The 15,974-nt window shown below is 74.6% G+C and carries 16 protein-coding genes; 8 read left to right on the top strand and 8 right to left on the bottom strand.

Annotated features, from left to right (window positions below; genetic code table 11):
• Positions 1–43: 43 nt before the first annotated feature.
• Positions 44–2,086, bottom strand: a complete 2,043-nt coding sequence (locus tag ACI79P_RS07660; RefSeq protein ID WP_456580439.1) for an APC family permease — start codon at positions 2,084–2,086, stop codon at positions 44–46.
• Between the two features lie 173 nt (positions 2,087–2,259).
• On the opposite strand from ACI79P_RS07660, the gene ACI79P_RS07655 reads away from it, so the two are divergent.
• Both ACI79P_RS07655 and ACI79P_RS07650 read left to right on the top strand, forming a co-directional pair.
• Positions 2,260–2,928: a potassium channel family protein gene (locus tag ACI79P_RS07655; protein WP_456580438.1), complete on the top strand. Its 669-nt coding sequence runs from the start codon at positions 2,260–2,262 to the stop codon at positions 2,926–2,928.
• Positions 2,928–3,608, top strand: a complete 681-nt coding sequence (locus tag ACI79P_RS07650; protein WP_456580437.1) for a potassium channel family protein — start codon at positions 2,928–2,930, stop codon at positions 3,606–3,608. The genes ACI79P_RS07655 and ACI79P_RS07650 overlap by 1 nt, the downstream gene beginning before the upstream one ends.
• Before the next feature lie 66 nt (positions 3,609–3,674).
• Here the strand turns inward: ACI79P_RS07650 and ACI79P_RS07645 are convergent, their stop codons facing one another.
• From ACI79P_RS07645 to ACI79P_RS07620, 6 genes are all read right to left on the bottom strand, one after another.
• Entirely contained in the window at positions 3,675–4,460 is a 786-nt protein-coding gene (locus ACI79P_RS07645; protein WP_456580436.1) for a DUF3159 domain-containing protein, read from the bottom strand.
• A 61-nt stretch (positions 4,461–4,521) separates the two neighbouring features.
• Entirely contained in the window at positions 4,522–4,899 is a 378-nt protein-coding gene (locus ACI79P_RS07640) for an OB-fold nucleic acid binding domain-containing protein (protein ID WP_456580435.1), read from the bottom strand.
• 64 nt (positions 4,900–4,963) lie between these two features.
• Positions 4,964–5,683, bottom strand: coding sequence for a DUF3710 domain-containing protein (locus tag ACI79P_RS07635; RefSeq protein WP_456580434.1), 720 nt, complete (start codon positions 5,681–5,683; stop codon positions 4,964–4,966).
• Position 5,684: 1 nt separating this feature from the next.
• On the bottom strand, positions 5,685–6,185 hold the full coding sequence (dut, locus tag ACI79P_RS07630) for a dUTP diphosphatase (protein ID WP_456580433.1): 501 nt from the start codon (positions 6,183–6,185) through the stop codon (positions 5,685–5,687).
• Between the two features lie 102 nt (positions 6,186–6,287).
• The gene (locus ACI79P_RS07625; protein ID WP_456580432.1) at positions 6,288–7,163 is read right to left on the bottom strand and encodes a hypothetical protein; all 876 of its coding nucleotides are present in this window, start codon (positions 7,161–7,163) and stop codon (positions 6,288–6,290) included.
• Between the two features lie 85 nt (positions 7,164–7,248).
• On the bottom strand, positions 7,249–7,548 hold the full coding sequence (locus ACI79P_RS07620) for a DUF4193 domain-containing protein (RefSeq protein WP_091930594.1): 300 nt from the start codon (positions 7,546–7,548) through the stop codon (positions 7,249–7,251).
• 284 nt (positions 7,549–7,832) lie between these two features.
• Here ACI79P_RS07620 and ACI79P_RS07615 point away from each other — a divergent pair, with 284 nt between their 5' ends.
• Together ACI79P_RS07615 and ACI79P_RS07610 are read left to right on the top strand one after the other, a co-directional pair.
• A complete protein-coding gene (locus ACI79P_RS07615) occupies positions 7,833–8,879 on the top strand; it encodes a phosphotransferase family protein (protein ID WP_456580431.1) in 1,047 nt (348 codons plus the stop codon).
• A 118-nt stretch (positions 8,880–8,997) separates the two neighbouring features.
• The gene (locus ACI79P_RS07610; protein ID WP_456580430.1) at positions 8,998–9,534 is read left to right on the top strand and encodes a LytR C-terminal domain-containing protein; all 537 of its coding nucleotides are present in this window, start codon (positions 8,998–9,000) and stop codon (positions 9,532–9,534) included.
• 16 nt (positions 9,535–9,550) lie between these two features.
• Here the strand turns inward: ACI79P_RS07610 and ACI79P_RS07605 are convergent, their stop codons facing one another.
• Positions 9,551–10,381 (bottom strand): inositol monophosphatase family protein, encoded by an 831-nt coding sequence (locus ACI79P_RS07605; RefSeq protein WP_456580429.1) that lies wholly within the window; start codon positions 10,379–10,381, stop codon positions 9,551–9,553.
• Between the two features lie 88 nt (positions 10,382–10,469).
• Here ACI79P_RS07605 and ppgK point away from each other — a divergent pair, with 88 nt between their 5' ends.
• The 4 genes from ppgK to ACI79P_RS07585 all read left to right on the top strand — a co-directional run bounded on the left by ppgK (position 10,470) and on the right by ACI79P_RS07585 (position 15,917).
• On the top strand, positions 10,470–11,213 hold the full coding sequence (ppgK, locus tag ACI79P_RS07600; RefSeq protein WP_456580428.1) for a polyphosphate--glucose phosphotransferase: 744 nt from the start codon (positions 10,470–10,472) through the stop codon (positions 11,211–11,213).
• A 289-nt stretch (positions 11,214–11,502) separates the two neighbouring features.
• The gene (locus tag ACI79P_RS07595; RefSeq protein WP_456580427.1) at positions 11,503–12,834 is read left to right on the top strand and encodes an RNA polymerase sigma factor; all 1,332 of its coding nucleotides are present in this window, start codon (positions 11,503–11,505) and stop codon (positions 12,832–12,834) included.
• Between the two features lie 406 nt (positions 12,835–13,240).
• Positions 13,241–13,465, top strand: a complete 225-nt coding sequence (locus tag ACI79P_RS07590) for a DUF7455 domain-containing protein (RefSeq protein WP_091930645.1) — start codon at positions 13,241–13,243, stop codon at positions 13,463–13,465.
• A gap of 142 nt (positions 13,466–13,607) precedes the next feature.
• Complete coding sequence (locus ACI79P_RS07585; protein ID WP_456580426.1) at positions 13,608–15,917, top strand: VanW family protein; 2,310 nt, start codon at positions 13,608–13,610, stop codon at positions 15,915–15,917.
• Positions 15,918–15,974 lie beyond the last annotated feature (57 nt).

Genomic DNA, 15,974 nt, shown 5'->3' with positions numbered 1-15,974 from the left:
CGGCGAGCGTGCGAGTCGCGGGGGGCGGCGAGGTCCTTCAGCTTCAGCCATACGGCGTCACATCGACCTCGTCGTCGGTGAAGCCGCGGCGCAGGTCGCCCGGGGCGGGGCCGCCGCGCCGGCCGTCGTCGTCGTGGCCGACCGAGCTCTCCAGCTGCCACGGCACGGTCGTGATCATCACGCCGGGCTCGAACTGCAGGCGGGCGCGCAGGCGCAGCGCGCTCTGGTTGTGCAGCACGTTCTCCCACCAGTGGCCGACGACGTACTGCGGCACGAAGACCACCACCAGCTCCCGCGGGCTGTCCCGCCGGATGCCCTTCACGTAGTCGAGCACCGGGCGGGTGACCTCCCGGTACGGCGACTCCACCACGGTGAGCGGGACCGGGATGTCGTGGCGCTGCCAGTCGGCCTGCAACGCGCGGGTCTCGCCGTCGTCGACGTTGACCGTGAGCGCGGTCAGCGCGTCCGGGCGGGTGGCCCGGGCGAAGGCCAGCGCCCGGAGCGTCGGCTTGTGCACCTTGGAGACCAGGACGACGGCGTGCACCTTGCTGGGCAGGGTGCGGGCGTCGGCGTCGGGCTCCAACTGCTCCGACACGCGGCAGTAGTGCCGGTTGATGCCCCTCATCAGGACGACGAGCACGGGCATCGCCAGCAGCACCAGCCAGGCCCCCTGGGTGAACTTGGTGACGATGATGATGACCAGGACCACGCCGGTGAGCGTGCCGCCGAGGGCGTTGATGGCCTGCGAGCGCCTCATCCTGGCCCGGGTACCCGGGTCGGTGACGCTGCGCAGCTCCCGGTTCCAGTGCCGCACCATGCCCGTCTGCCCCAGCGTGAAGCTGGTGAACACGCCGACGATGTACAGCTGGATCAGCCGGTTGACGTCGGCGTCGAAGGCGACGATGAGCAGTCCGGCGAAGCCGGCGAGCAGCAGGATGCCGTTGCTGTAGACGAGCTTGTCGCCCCGGGTGTGCAGCTGCCGCGGCATGAACCGGTCCTGGGCGAGCACGTTGCCCAGCAACGGGAAGCCGTTGAACGCCGTGTTGGCCGCCAGGATCAGGACCAGCGCCGTGGCGGCCTGGACGTAGAAGAAGCCGAGCGAGGTGTCGCCCCCGAAGGTGGCCGCCGCCAGCTGGGCGATGACCGTGCGCTGGGGATCGGTCTCGCAGTCCCCGGGGAACCCGACCAGGTCACAGGTGTTCTCGACGTACTTGACGCCGGCGAGCAGCGCGAGGGCGGTGACCCCGGCGAACATCGTGGCCGCGATACCGCCCATCAGGGCGAGGGTGGTCGCTGCGTTGCGGCTCTTGGGCGGACGGAAGGCCGGGACGCCGTTGCCGATCGCCTGGACGCCGGTGAGCGCCGTACAGCCGGAGGCGAAGGCGCGCAGCGCGAAGAAGACCAGCGCCAGCCCGGTGACCTCCTCGTACCCGGGCTCGGGCAGCACGGTCCACGAGGCGCTCTCCGCGACCAGGCCGCCCCCGGTGACGAAGTACTTCAGCAGGCCGGTGACGACCATGATCATGATGCCGGTGATGAAGAGGTAGGTCGGCGCCGCGAAGGTCCGGCCCGATTCGCGGACGCCGCGCAGGTTGACCGCGGCCAGCAGCGCCACGAGGCCCAGGGCGATCAGGACGCGGTACTCGTTGAGCTCGGGGAAGGCCGAGATGATGTTGTCGGTCCCCGCCGACACCGACACCGCGACGGTGAGGACGTAGTCGACGAGCAGCGCGCTCGCCACCGTCAGACCGGCCCACTGCCCGTGGTTCTTGACCGCCACCTCGTAGTCGCCGCCGCCGGACGGGTACGCGCGCACGACCTGCCGGTAGGAGAGCACCACGGTCGTGAGCAGCACCACGACGCCGATCGCGATCCAGGGGGCGAAGAACAGGAACGCGGTCCCCGCCAGGGTCAGGACGATGAGGATCTCCTGCGTGGCGTAGGCCACCGAGGAGAGCGGGTCGCTGGCGAAGATCGGCAGCGCGAGCCGCTTGGGGAGCAACGACTCCCCCGCCCGGTCGCTGCGTACGGGGCGGCCGAGGACGAGGCGTTTCGGGAGTTGTCCGAGATCGGACAGGTTCGGCACGGCGCGATGGTACGGACGCGCGGGGCCGCCGCGGGCGTGACTCGGGCCACCTGGCCCCCGAGGGGGATACCGGCGTCCTGCCCGCTGCCGGGGCCCCGGCGGGTGTAGCTTCGCGGCCGGTGATGCGCGGGCGGACGGCGCCGGCGCCACCGGAGAACTGCGGAGAGTGACGCGTGCACGTGGTCGTGATGGGCTGCGGCCGTGTCGGCTCCGCCATCGCCCGGCGCCTGGAGCAGATCGGGCACAGCGTGGCCGTGATCGACCAGGACCCCGAGGCCTTCCGCCGGCTGGGCCCGGAGTTCGCCGGCCGCCAGATCACCGGGCTCGGTTTCGACCGCCAGACCCTGCTCGACGCCGGCATCGACTCCGCCGGCGCCTTCGCCGCGGTGAGCAGCGGCGACAACTCCAACATCATCTCGGCCCGGGTGGCGCGGGAGACCTTCGGCGTCCAGCACGTCGTCGCGCGGATCTACGACTCCAAGCGGGCCGAGGTCTACGAGCGCATGGGCATCCCGAGCGTGGCCACCGTGCCGTGGACGGTGAACCGGCTGCTCCGCGAGCTGCTGTCGGTCAAGGTGAGCGAGCTGTGGCGGGAGCCGACCGGGCAGGTGCTGCTGGTGCGGGTGACCGTCACCGACCGCTGGGTGGGCCGCAAGCTGGCCGCTCTCGAGGCGGCGACCGGCGCCCGGGCAGCCTGGCTCACCCGGTTCGGCGAGGCCCAGCTGCCGACGCCGACCACGGTCCTGCAGGACGGCGACCAGCTGGTCGTCGCGGTCACCGACGAGTTGACCGCACGGGTCCACGAGGTCGTCGAGCGCGGCCCCCAGGAAGGCGGACACTGATGCGGGTCGCGATCGTCGGAGCCGGCGCGGTCGGCCGCTCCATCGCCACGGAGCTGCTGGAGAACGGCCACGCCGTCATGCTGATCGAGAAGGACGGCCGCAAGGTCCGCACCCGCTCGGTGCCGGGCGCGGAGTGGGTGCAGGCCGACGCCTGCGAGGTCTCCTCCCTGGAGGAGGCGCAGCTGGCCACCTGCGACGTCGTCGTCGCCGCCACGGGCGACGACAAGGCCAACCTGGTCGTCTCGCTGCTCGCCAAGACGGAGTTCGCGGTCGGCCGCGTGGTCGCCCGGGTCAAGGACCCGCGCAACGAGTGGCTCTACACCGAGGCGTGGGGCGTCGACGTCGCGGTCTCCACCCCCCGCGTGCTGGCCGCGCTGGTCGAGGAGGCGGTGACCGTCGGCGACGTCGTCCGCCTCATGAGCTTCCGCAAGGGCGCGGCCAACCTGGTCGAGATCACCCTCGGCGACGACACCGCCTGGGTCGGGCGCCCGCTGCGCGAGGTGCCGCTCCCCCGAGAGACGGTGCTCACGACGATCCTCCGCGGCGACCGGGTGATCACCCCGTCGCCCGACGAGCCGCTGGAGTCCGGCGACGAGCTGCTGTTCGTGTCGCACGGCGACACCGAGGAGGAGCTGCAGTACGTCTTCGCCCCGGAGGGCCCCGGCCGCATCCACGCCTGAACGAGGACCCCCTTGCCCCCCACCGCTCGCAGGCTCGCGGCGGGCCCCTGCAAGGGGGCCATGCACTCAAGCCTCGGGTGGAGCCGGGGGGGTGCGGTGCCGGTGCAGCCGGGCGACGACCCACAGCGTGATGACGAGGACGACGGCGGTCAGCGGCAGGCCGAGCACGACCGACGCGGTGCCGAGCAGCTCAACCTCGTCGGCCCGGTAGAGCACCCACTGCACGCCGGCGCGCAGGAAGAACGAGGCGGCCCAGAGGGCGGTGAGCCAGGAGTAGGCGCGCAGCAGCCGGGGGTCGCGGCGCCAGTGCAGCTGCGGCGCGTCCCGCAGGTCGGGGGTCACCGGCGTGGTGGCCTCGGGCTCCGTCCCGCGCGAGCGCCGGTTCCAGGGCAGCGAGTGGCTCGCCATCGAGCCGAGGTGGCTCGGCGCCAGGAACTCGGCGACGACCCCGACGAGGGGCCAGCGGAACGGGATGGACCCCAGGAGGACCACGCCGACGACGAGGCTGCGCACGATCCCGAGCACGAAGAAGTCGCGGGCCTCGCCGGTGTTGGCCGCGATGGCCACCGCGATGCCCACCCCGATCAGCCCGCTGAACGCCTGCTGCACGCTCTGCCGCCGGGCCAGGCGGAGGACGAAGACCCCGACCGCCGCGATCACCGCCGCCCAGATGCCGGTGCGCAGCCCCGCGATGCCGTTGGCCACGATGAACGACACGGTGGGCAGCGTGGCGTCGAGCATGCCGCGCCAGCCGCCCAGCTGGGCCAGCAGCTGCTCGCGGTCGAAGGCCGACGCCGGGGCGTCGGGCTCCGGACCGTGCTCGCCGTCGTCCGTCCGGCCCGCTGCGGTCACCCTCGTCCCCTTCGTCCGCTGCCCGTCCCCCGCGTGGCGGCTGCCCGCCGTCGCGCTGCGGTCAGCCGGCGCTCAGCTCGTACCAGGGGTTGTAGATGACCTGCCGGCCGTCGAAGGCGGCGAACCGCCCGCGCGCGGTGAGCGTCCGGCCGGGCTCGATGCCCGCGATGCGCCGGCGGCCCAGCCAGACGAGGGTCACCGAACCCGAGCCGTCGAACAGCTCGGCCTCGAGCGTCGGCACCGTCTCGCGCGGGGTGTAGACGACCGACTTGAGCCGGCCGGTGACCGTGACCACCGCACCCTTGCGGCAGGCGCTGACCGGCTCGCAGCCTGCGCTGGCCGATCCCGCCCGCAGCTCCTGGGCGTCGATGGTGTGGTCGTCGGCGGTGAGTCGCTGCACCGCGCGCGACCACCAGCCCGCCGGTCGGGTCTCCGTCACGGCACCAGCGTAGGCCGCCGGTGTGCCCACGTGGACGCGCACGGGTGTTCCCTGCATCGCGTCGTCAGGCGGGGCCGCCGGCCGGCGCCCGGCCCGGGGCAGCCCCCGGCGGCGGCTGCTGCGCCGCCAGCTGCGCCGCGGCCTGCGGGGGCAGGGCGAGCGGGAGCGGCTCGCGCACCGGCATGGGCTCGCTGCCCCGGACGACGACGATGCCGCGGAAGGCCCCCTCCAGCGCGGCCGCCTCCGCCTCGCCGCCCGCGGCCGCGGAGCCGCTCAGCAGACCGCGCAGGAACCAGCGCGGGCCGTCGACGCCGAGGAAGCGGGCCGGCCGCCGGGACGCCGCCGGGGCGGGCTGCCCGGGCTGCGCCGGTGCGACCGCCACGACCGTGCCGACGAGCTCGATGCCGAAGGGGCCCTCCTGCTCGCGCAGGGACGCGCCCTGGCCCGAGGCGGTGCGGGCCAGCTCGGCCCGGACCTCGTCCCAGATGCCGGCCGCGCGCGGGGCGGCGAACGCCGCGACCTGGAGCAGCGAGCTGCCGTGGCGCAGCGTCGCGCCGATCACCTTCTGCTGCGGGCTCAGCTCCACCCGCAGGTCCATCCCGGGCAGCGCGGGCAGCCGGAGGGCGCCCAGGTCGATCCGCGCCAGGCCGTCCTGGGGTGCGTCGGCCTCGTCCCAGGGGCCCGTCGTCTCGTAGACCTCCCGGATCCGCTGCTGCGGCTCCGGGGGCACGCCCCGTTCGCGCAGGCTGCGGTCGATGCGGTTGCGCCGCCGTCCGAACGGCATGTCAGTTCCCCTCGAGTGCTGGTGTGTCGGAGGACCCGGTCGCCGCGGGCCCGTACCCGCCGGTGGAGCCGTGGCCGCCCTCGCCGCGAGAGCTGGCGGGGAGCTCGGGCACCGCCACGAACCGCGCGCGGACCACCGGCTGCACCACCAGCTGCGCGATGCGGTCGCCGCGGGAGAGCCGCAGCGGCGTCACCGGGTCCAGGTTGATGAGGTTGACCATGATCTCCCCGCGGTAGCCCGCGTCGATGGTCCCGGGTGCGTTCACCATGCTCAGCCCGAGCCGGTGGGCCAGCCCCGAGCGGGGGTGCACGAAACCGGCGTAGCCCTCGGGGATCGCCACCGCCACACCGGTACCCACGAGCCTGCGCTCGAACGGGGCCAGCTCCACGTCCTCGGCCGCGGTGAGGTCCGCCCCGGCGTCACCGGCCAGGGCGTAGGCCGGGACCGCGCCGTCGGGGGCGGTGAGCCGGACGGCCACGTCCAGCTCGGAGGGTTCGGCCACGTCGCCGACCCTATAAGGACCTCCCCGCCCCCCACCGCTCGCAGGCTCGCGCCGGGCCCCTGCAGGGAGGCCGGCGACCCGCACCCCGGAGGCCGGGTCGGCTCACGCGGTCGGACCCTCCCGCAGGTCGGAGAGGATGCGGCGGGCGAGGGTCTCGGTCGCCCGGCGGTTGCCCCGGCCCGAGAGCGCGGCGCCGACGAGGAAGGGGGCCGCCGCGGGGAGCGCACCGGCCAGCCGGCGGGTCATGCGCCGCCGCAGGGCGCGCAGGCCCGCGGCCCCGAGAACCGTGCCGAGCCCGGCGGCGCCGCCGTCCCGCACGGCGCGCTGCAGCGACCACCCGGCGAGGTAGGCCTGCGCCCGCTCGGTGGCGTCCCCCGGGGCGCGCCGGCCGTGCAGCTCGTGCAGCTCGCCGATCAGGACGACCTCGACGGCGGCGACCAGGACCGTCTCGGCCCCCAGCTCCAGCGGGACCGCCAGCAGGGAGGGCGGCGCGAACCAGTGGGCGGCCGAGAGGCCGCCCGTGGCCGCCCCGATGCCCGACGTGGCGCGGGCGGCCCGCTGGACGAGCGCCTCGGCGATCTCGTCGTCCGACAACCCGGGGTGGGCGGCGCGCAGGCGGTCCCGGTCACGGATCGGCAGCCGGGGCGCGGCCGCCGCCAGGAGGTCGCCCAGCAGCGCGCCCGGGACGCGGCCGTCCCCAGGGGCGGCCCGGGTCTCGGCCGGGCCGGGAGGCGGCGCGGGGGTCCCGCTGCCGAACGCGCCGGCCACGGCTCCCGCGACGGCGCCGACGACGTCGCGCAGGCCCCCGCCGGCGGGCCGGTCCGCGCCGCTCCCGGTCAGCCCGGCGACGGCGTCGGCGAGAGCCCGTCCGGCGCGCGCGAGGGGGCTCTCCTCGGGCGTCGCGGGGGTGGCCTGCGGCGCGACCGGGCGCGGCGGCGGCACGTCACGCGGCGCCCCGGTGCGCGGCCCCTCGGTCATCGGTCCCCCCTGGTGAGGTGCTGGAACGGCCACCCTTCAGGGTCCCGCGGCGAGCGTGCGAGGCGCGGGGGGAAGGGTGGTCCTTTTAGGCGCAGTCGCGACAGAACAGCTGGTCGCCGCGGGTGGACGCGAGCCGGCTGCGGTGCTGCACCAGGAAGCAGCGCGAGCAGGTGAACTCGTCCTCCTGCTTGGGCAGCACGCGGACGGTCAGCTCCTCGTTGGACAGGTCCGCGCCGGGGAGCTCGAGGTTCTCGTTGAAGTCCGTCTCGTCGACGTCGACCGACGAGGACTGGGCCTCGGCCCGCCGCGCCTTCAGTTCCTCGAGCGAGTCCTCGCCGAGCTCGTCGGTCTCGTTGCGGCGCGGGGCGTCGTAGTCGGTGGCCATGGGTGTGCCCCTCCTCCGGGGTTCCGCGGGCGTCGTGCCCGCTCGTCTGACGAGGCGCGGGGTGCGCGCCGTCGTCCTGGCCGTTCGCCGGTGGGCGACCGGTGGGTCGGTGTGGGAGCGGCCCGCACGGGGCGCCCGTCCACTGCGTCGGCCTCCCCTCGCGGAGAGGCCGGCAGCCCCCCAACGCCGTTCGGCCCCGATTTGTGCCCGCCTCAGCGGAGGTGACACATCGGACCCGGGAAGGGTCGGGCGGGCGGCGGAGCGCCAGAGGTTACCCTGCGCCGGTGTCGACTCCCCCGGGTGCTGATCCAGCCGTCGTCGGGCCCTACCTGGCCGCTGCTCTCGGGGACGATCGATGGCGATCGGTCACCGTCGAGCTGATCGCCGCGGGCATGTCCAACCTCACCTACGTGGTGACCCCCGAGGGCGGGTCGGCCGACGACGCGGTGATCCTGCGCCGGCCGCCGACGGGCGCCGTGCTGGCCACCGCGCACGACATGGCCCGCGAGCACCGGGTGATCAGCGCGCTGGGCGGCACCGCCGTCCCCGTGCCCCGGACGCTGCACCTGTGCACCGACACCGGCGTCCTCGGTGCGCCCTTCTACGTGATGGAGCGCGTGGTCGGGGTGCACGTGGTCCGCGAGTTCCCGCCGGGCTACGCCGACCAGCCGGAGCAGCGCCGGGCGGTCGGTGAGCGGCTGGTCGACGTCCTGGCCGACCTGCACTCGGTGGACCACGACGCCGTCGGCCTCTCGGACTTCGGCCGGCCGGAGGGCTTCGCCGCCCGCCAGGTGCGGCGCTGGACCAAGCAGTGGGACGCCACCCGTGACCGGGACCGGCCCGGGCTGGACGCGCTGGCGGCCCGCCTGGCCGAGACGGTGCCCACCACCCAGGGCTCGGGCATCGTGCACGGCGACTACCGGCTCGACAACTGCCTGCTCGACCCGGCCGAGCCGGGCCGGATCAAGGCGGTGCTGGACTGGGAGATGTCGACGGTCGGCGACCCGCTCACCGACCTCGGGATGATGCTCGTCTACTGGCCGGAGGCCGGCGAGCAGCGGCCGTCGTCGCAGAGCCCGGTCACCACCCTGCCCGGCTTCCCGACGCGGCAGCAGGTGGCCGAGCGCTACGCCGGCCGGACGGGCACCGACCTGTCCGAGCTCAACTGGTACGTGGCCTTCGGCTTCTTCAAGTTCGCCGCGATCATCGCGGGCATCGTGGCCCGCTCGGCCGCGGGCGCGATGGCGGGCAAGGACACGACGGGCTACGCGGAGCGGATCGACCCCTGCGTCGAGCTGGGACGCGCCGCTCTGGACGACGGTGCGATCTAGGACGCCCCGCCGCCCCTAAGCTCGCACCGACCGCCGTCCGCACCAGTCGCGGGCGTCGTCCGTCCCGTTCCGGCCGGCCGGCGTCACGCCTGCCGGATCCCCGCCGAGGAGCTCTCCCGTGACCGAGCGCACCGCCCAGCCCCCGGTGCGCCCGCGCAGTGGCCGTCGCCCGCTCCCCCCGCTGATCTTCCTGCTCGTCCTGGCCCTGGCCGCCGGCGCGGTCTGGTGGTCGGTGGCCCAGCAGGAGCGGGAGCAGCGGGCCGCGGACGCCCGGGCCTGCGCCACCGCCGAGGCGGCGCCCCCGTCCCTCGACCCGGCCACCGTGTCGGTGCGCGTCTTGAACGCCACGAGCCAGGGCGGCCTCGCGCAGACGGTGGCCGACGAGCTCGCCGGCCGCGGCTTCACCGTCAACGAGGTGGCCAACGACCCGACGGACCGGGAGGTCACCGGCGTCGGCGAGGTGCGGTACGGCGCTCCCGGCGCGGACGCCGCGCGGTTCCTGACCGTCTTCGTGCCCGGGTCCACGACCTACCGCGACGTCCGGGCCGACGCCGTCGTCGACCTGGTACTGGGCCCCGACTTCGCCGGCCTCGCCCCGCCCGAGGAGGTCGAGGCCGCGCTGACCGCCCCGGACAGCGCACCCGCCGACTGCTGAGGCCCTCGCCCCCCGCTCAGCGGTGCAGCTCGGAGACCAGCGCGAGGAAGGGCTCGGCCACCGAGGGCGCCACCGCGACGACCATCGGCTCCCCGACCGGCGCACCGCCCAGCCCGGTCACGACCGCGCCGGCCTCGGCGGCCACCAGCGCCCCGGCCGCGTGGTCCCAGGGGTTCAGGTCGAGCTCGAAGTAGGCGTCCACCCGGCCGGCGGCGACCGCGCAGAGGTCCAGCGCCGCGCTGCCGAACCGCCGGATGTCGCGCGCCCGCGTCACGAGCTCCGCGACGACCGCACCCTGCGCCCGGCGCTGCTCCACCCGGTAGCCGAAGCCGGTCGCGACCATCGTCTGCTCCAGCGACACCGGTGTGCCGACCGCCAGCCGGCGGAGCGGCCGGCCGGGCACCTCCAGCCACGCGCCACCGCCGGCCGACGCCGTGAACAGCTCCCCGGTGGCGACGTTGAGCACCGCGCCCGCGCGCACGACCCCGTCGACCTCGGCGGCGACCGAGACGGCGTAGGCGGGGATGTCGTAGAGGAAATTCACGGTCCCGTCGATCGGGTCGACGATCCAGCGGACCCCGCTGCTGCCCTCGCGCGCGGCCCCCTCCTCGCCCAGCACCCCGTCGTCCGGGCGCGCCTCCAGCAACCGCCGGACCAGCAGCTCCTCGCTGGCGGCGTCCACCGCCGTGACGACGTCGACGGAGCTGGACTTGGTGGTCACCTGCTCCCCCGCGGACTCCCGGCCGCGGGCCACCAGGACGGCGGCCTCGCGCGCGACCGCGACCGCCAGTGCCAGCAGCCCGGCCGGTGCCGGTGGGTCCGTGAGGGTTGCGCGCGGGGTGCTCATGCGCCGATCCTGCCGCAGCGGCCCCCCTCGCAGCAGGGCCCCATGCGAGTCGCGGAGGGCGAAGGGGGCCTTCTACTAGCCTGTCCGCGTGCAGGGCTTCGGGGTGGACATCGGTGGCAGCGGCATCAAGGGGTGCCTGGTCGACCTGGAGGCGGGTCGGCTGATCGGGGATCGGCTCCGGATCGAGACCCCGCAGCCTTCCTTGCCCGAACCCGTCTTCGACGTCGTCGCGCGGATCGTCGGCTCGTTCGACTGGTCCGGGCGCGTGGGCGTGACCTTCCCCGGCGTGCTCAAGTCAGGGGTCGCCCACACGGCGGCCAACGTCGACAAGAGCTGGCTGGGCACCGACCTGGCCGCGGGGGTGGCGCAGCGCATCCCCGGCCCGGTGGAGACGCTGAACGACGCCGACGCCGCCGGCCTGGCCGAGATGCGCTACGGCGCCGGCCGCGACCGCCGCGGGGTGGTGCTCATGCTCACGTTCGGCACGGGCATCGGCAGCGCGCTGTTCGTCGACGGCCGGCTGGTGCCCAACACCGAGTTCGGCCACATCCAGGTCGACGGCGAGGACGGCGAGCGCCGCGCTTCGGCGGCCGCCCGGGAGCGGGAGGAGCTCAGCTACCCCGAGTGGGCGCTGCGCGTCGACCGCTACCTCGACGTCCTCGAGGCCAGCGTGTGGCCGGATCTGATCATCGTGGGCGGCGGCGTCAGCAAGAAGGCGCACAAGTGGGTACCGCTGCTCTCCACGCGCACCCCGGTCGTCCCCGCCGAGCTGCAGAACGACGCCGGCATCGTCGGCGCCGCCCTGGCCGCCGTCGAGCGCGCCGAGGCCTGACCGCGCAGGGCGCCGACCGGGCGCTCCGCGTCACCCCACCGGGTCGCTCCGCCCGCCCCCTCGGAGCGAGGGCCCCGGGTGCGAGGCGCTGGTTTCACCCGGCGACGTCGTTACAATGGTGGAGCCCCAGCCCGTCGCTTCCCAGCCGGGAGGGATCCCCCGACCCGATCGCGGCCAAACGCCGCGCCGGTCCCGTGGGTCCTCCTCCCCCGCGGAGCGCCGGCCGGAGCCGCTGCCCGCGGACCACACGGTCCCCCGGGGAACGCACCCAGCACGGGAAGGAACCTGAGTGCCCGCCGATCAGCCAGCACCGGAAGCAGCCGCAGCGAGCACCCCGCGCGCCAGGACGGCCGCAACCGGTACCCGTGCCAGGAAGGCGGCCGCTGACCCGGCCGCCGCACGGAAGAAGGCACCGGCCAAGGCCGCCGGCGCCAAGGGCCGCGCGAAGCCGGCGATCACCCCGTCGCCGGGCACCGGCGAGGGCGCCGTGCTCACCGCGGTGGCCACCGAGGAGGGCGCGGTCGCGGTCGTCGACGCCGGCTCCGAGGGGCTGAAGCTCGACGAGACGGTCGTCACCGGCAAGGACGGCGTCGAGGTCGTCGCCGAGGAGGAGACCGCCGAGGGCGGCACCGACTTCGAGTGGGACGAGGAGGAGGAGTCCGAGGCGCTGCGGCAGGCCCGCAAGGACGCCGAGCTGACCGCCTCCGCGGACTCCGTCCGCGCCTACCTCAAGCAGATCGGCAAGGTCGCGCTGCTCAACGCCGAGGAGGAGGTCGACCTCGCCAAGCGCATCGAGGCCGGGCTCTACGGCGCCGAACGGCTCCGCCAGGCCGAGGAGGAGGGCCAGAAGCTCTCCCCGCAGATGCGCCGCGACCTCAACTGGATCGTCCGCGACGGCGAGCGCGCCAAGAACCACCTGCTGGAGGCCAACCTCCGCCTCGTGGTCTCCCTGGCCAAGCGCTACACCGGCCGGGGCATGGCGTTCCTGGACCTGATCCAGGAGGGCAACCTCGGCCTGATCCGCGCGGTCGAGAAGTTCGACTACACCAAGGGCTACAAGTTCTCCACGTACGCCACCTGGTGGATCCGGCAGGCCATCACCCGCGCCATGGCCGACCAGGCCCGCACCATCCGCATCCCGGTGCACATGGTCGAGGTCATCAACAAGCTCGGCCGCATCCAGCGCGAGCTGCTCCAGGACCTGGGCCGCGAGCCCACCCCGGAGGAGCTGGCCAAGGAGATGGACATCACCCCGGACAAGGTGCTGGAGATCCAGCAGTACGCCCGGGAGCCGATCAGCCTCGACCAGACCATCGGTGACGAGGGCGACAGCCAGCTCGGTGACTTCATCGAGGACTCCGAGGCCGTGGTGGCGGTCGACGCGGTGAGCTTCACGCTTATGCAGGACCAGCTGACCAGCGTGCTGCAGACGCTCTCGGAGCGGGAGGCCGGTGTCGTCCGGCTGCGCTTCGGCCTCACCGACGGCCAGCCGCGCACGCTCGACGAGATCGGCCAGGTCTACGGGGTCACCCGTGAGCGGATCCGGCAGATCGAGTCCAAGACGATGTCGAAGCTGCGCCACCCGAGCCGCTCCCAGGTGCTGCGCGACTACCTGGACTGAGCCGGCACCGGACGCGAGTGGCCCAGAACCTCCCCGGTTCTGGGCCACTCGCGTTCAGCCGTCCCGCCGTCACCCGACAGTGGTCACGGGGAGATCGCGACCGTGTACGCCGACACCTGTCGGGTAGACGGCGTAGCGTGGGCCCGGTCAGAACAGCAGCGGACCCACGGTCGGACCGGTCGACCACCGGCCCGGCAGATGATCACCAGCACGAGCACCACCAGTTCAGTTCCACCCCAGTGACGTCCCCTGCTGAACCCGCTCCACCCACGCCCGGTGTGTTACGGACTCATCTCTTTCGGCGAGTCCGGGATGAACCGGGTCGGAACGGGAATCCGAGGGGCCATCCTGGCGCTGTGCAGGAGGCCGATCCGCAGCCGCGGGTCCGTGCGGTAGAGAGCGAGTGATGACCCAGATGACCCAGACGCTGACGACGACCCCCGCCGCCGACGACCTGGTCGTGCCCTTCCACTGCGACCGCTGCGGCGCACTTGCCAAGGTCCGTGTCGTGCTCGCCAACGGCAGCGACCTCGTGTTCTGCGGACACCACGCCCGCGAGTACGAGGGCAAGCTGCGTGACATCGCCGTCGACATCATCGACACTGAGGGCGAGCAGCGCGTAACTGCGTGAGAGAGGCGCTATCGTCGCGCCCGCGATGACCGCCTCACCCGACGACGCCGCCGCGTCCGACGTCCCGCCTCGTGCGGGCGTCGGGCCGGCGGCTCCGTCGTCTCCGGGGACCCCCGGTCGGCGGCGACCGGAGGAAACCCCCATGTCCCAGCACCACCCTGCACCCGACGAGACGGTGCGCATGCGTCCCGACGTCGGGGACGGGCCCCCGCCCCCGGCGACCGGCCAGACGCCGGCGTACGAGGCAGCCCCGGACGACACCCGTCCGGTCGGCAGGGACTGGCAGCGCGGGGCTCCCGCCGCGCCCCCGGCCACCGCGGAGGACGCAGCGGCCGAGCAGGACACCGTGACCGAACAGGACCCGGCGACCGAGCAGGACCCGGCGACCGCGCAGGACCCGTCCGCCGAGGGTCCGCCGGTCGCCGAGCCGGCCCCGGCGGAGGAGCCCGACAGCACCCGCCGGCCGGACCGGGACACCGGCGGCCCCACGGCCCAGGACGGCGCGGGCACCGCCGTCGCCACCCCGGTCGCCGACGCCGACGCCACGGCCACCGCCCCCGTGGACGCCGCGACCCTCGACACCGTGCGGGCGGCACCCGGAGGCGGGGCGGACGGCCCTCCGCCCGGCGACGACCACGCGCACGGCCCCCGGGGCCCCTGGTGGCGCCGCCGGGCGGCGCTCGTCCCCGCCGGCGTCCTGGCCGCGCTGGCCGTCCTCTACGGCGTCGACCTGCTGGCGTCCTCCGGCGAGGTGCCGCGGAACACGGTGGTGGCCGGGGTGGACGTCGGCGGCCTCTCGCCCGCGTCGGCCGCCCAGCGGCTGGAGGAGCGGCTCGCCCCCCGGGTCGTCGCCGACCACACGGTCACCGCCGCCGACGTCGCGGGCACCCTCTCCCCCGCCACGGCCGGCATCACCCTCGACGTCCCGAGCACCGTGGACGCCGCCGAGGAGCAGCCGCTCAACCCGTGGACGCGCCTGGTGACCCTGTTCTCCGACCGCGAGGTCGAGCCGGTCATCACCGGTGAGGAGACCGCCCTGCTGGCCCAGATCGACGGCATCGCCGCGCAGGTCGACCGCGCCCCGCAGGACGCCACCATCGCCATCGAGGGCACCACCCCCTCGGTCGTCGAGCCGGTGGACGGCCGCACGCTGGACCGCGAGGGCTCGGCCGAGGCGATCACCGAGGCGCTGGCCTCCGGTGGCGATCCGAGCACGCCGATCGAGCTCCCCGTGGAGGTGACGCCGGTGAGCGTGGACGCCGCGGAGGCCCAGCGCGTCCTCGACGAGACGGTCACCCCCGCCCTGTCGGCGCCGGTCCAGGTCGTGAGCCAGGACGGCGCCACCTCCGCCGAGGTGCCGGTGGAGGCGATCGCCGGCTCCCTCACCTTCACGCCCGAGGACGACGGCGAGCTCGCCGTCGGGCTGGACCCCCAGGCGCTGCAGGCGGCCCTCGGTGACGAGCTGTCGGTGTTCGGCACCCCCGCGCAGGACGCCACCTTCGAGGTCTCCGGTGACGCGGTGAACGTCGTCCCGTCGGTGGACGGGACCGGCATCGCGCCGGCCCGGCTGGCCGAGCAGCTGCTGCCCGTGCTGACCGAGGAGGCGCCCCGGACGGTCACCGCCGAGCTGGGCCCGGTGCCGGCGGAGTTCACCACCCAGGAGGCCGAGGCCCTCGGCGTGCGCGAGAAGATCTCCAGCTTCACCACCAACATCGGCAACCCGGCCAGCGGTACGAACATCCGGGTGGTCGCGGAGGAGGTCGACGGCGCCATCATCATGCCCGGCGAGACCTTCAGCCTGAACGGCTTCACCGGGCCGCGCGGCGTGGCGCAGGGCTACGTCGAGGCCGGTGTGATCAACAACGGCGAGTTCACCACCGCCGTGGGCGGGGGCATCAGCCAGTTCGCCACGACGATGTTCAACGCCGTCTTCTTCGCCGGCCTCGAGGACGTCTTCCACAAGCCGCACAGCTTCTACATCAGCCGCTACCCGGCCGGCCGGGAAGCGACGGTCTACTACGACTCGATCGACCTGAAGTGGCGCAACGACGGCGACACCGCCGTGTACGTCGACACGGCGTGGACGCCGGGGACGATCACCGTCACCTTCTACGGGACCAAGCGCTACGAGATCCAGTCGATCAGCAGCGAGCGCTACAACTTCCGCGAGCCGGTCGTGCAGAACAAGCCCGACAGCCCCACCTGCGAGCCGCAGTCCGGGTCCACCGGTTTCGACATCACGGTCACCCGCGTCTTCCGCGACCTCGATACCGGCGCCGAGATCAAGCGGGAGGACTTCCGCACCCGCTACGCCGCCGAGCCGGTGATCAACTGCGTGCCCGCGGAGGCACCGGCACCCGGCCCCGAGGGCACCGTCCCGGGCGGCGCACCGGCGCCGGGCGGCGCACCGGCGCCGGGCGGCCGGCGCCCGTCGCGCCCGCGGGCGGCCTGACGTCCCGTTCCGATCCGACCCGGTGGGGTGCCGAGCCCGGCGCCCCACCGGTCGGGG

It is taken from the genome of Blastococcus sp. SYSU DS0510, assembly GCF_054050835.1.
Note: the sequence above shows the minus strand (reverse complement) of the source record. Positions and strands in the feature narration are given on the sequence as shown.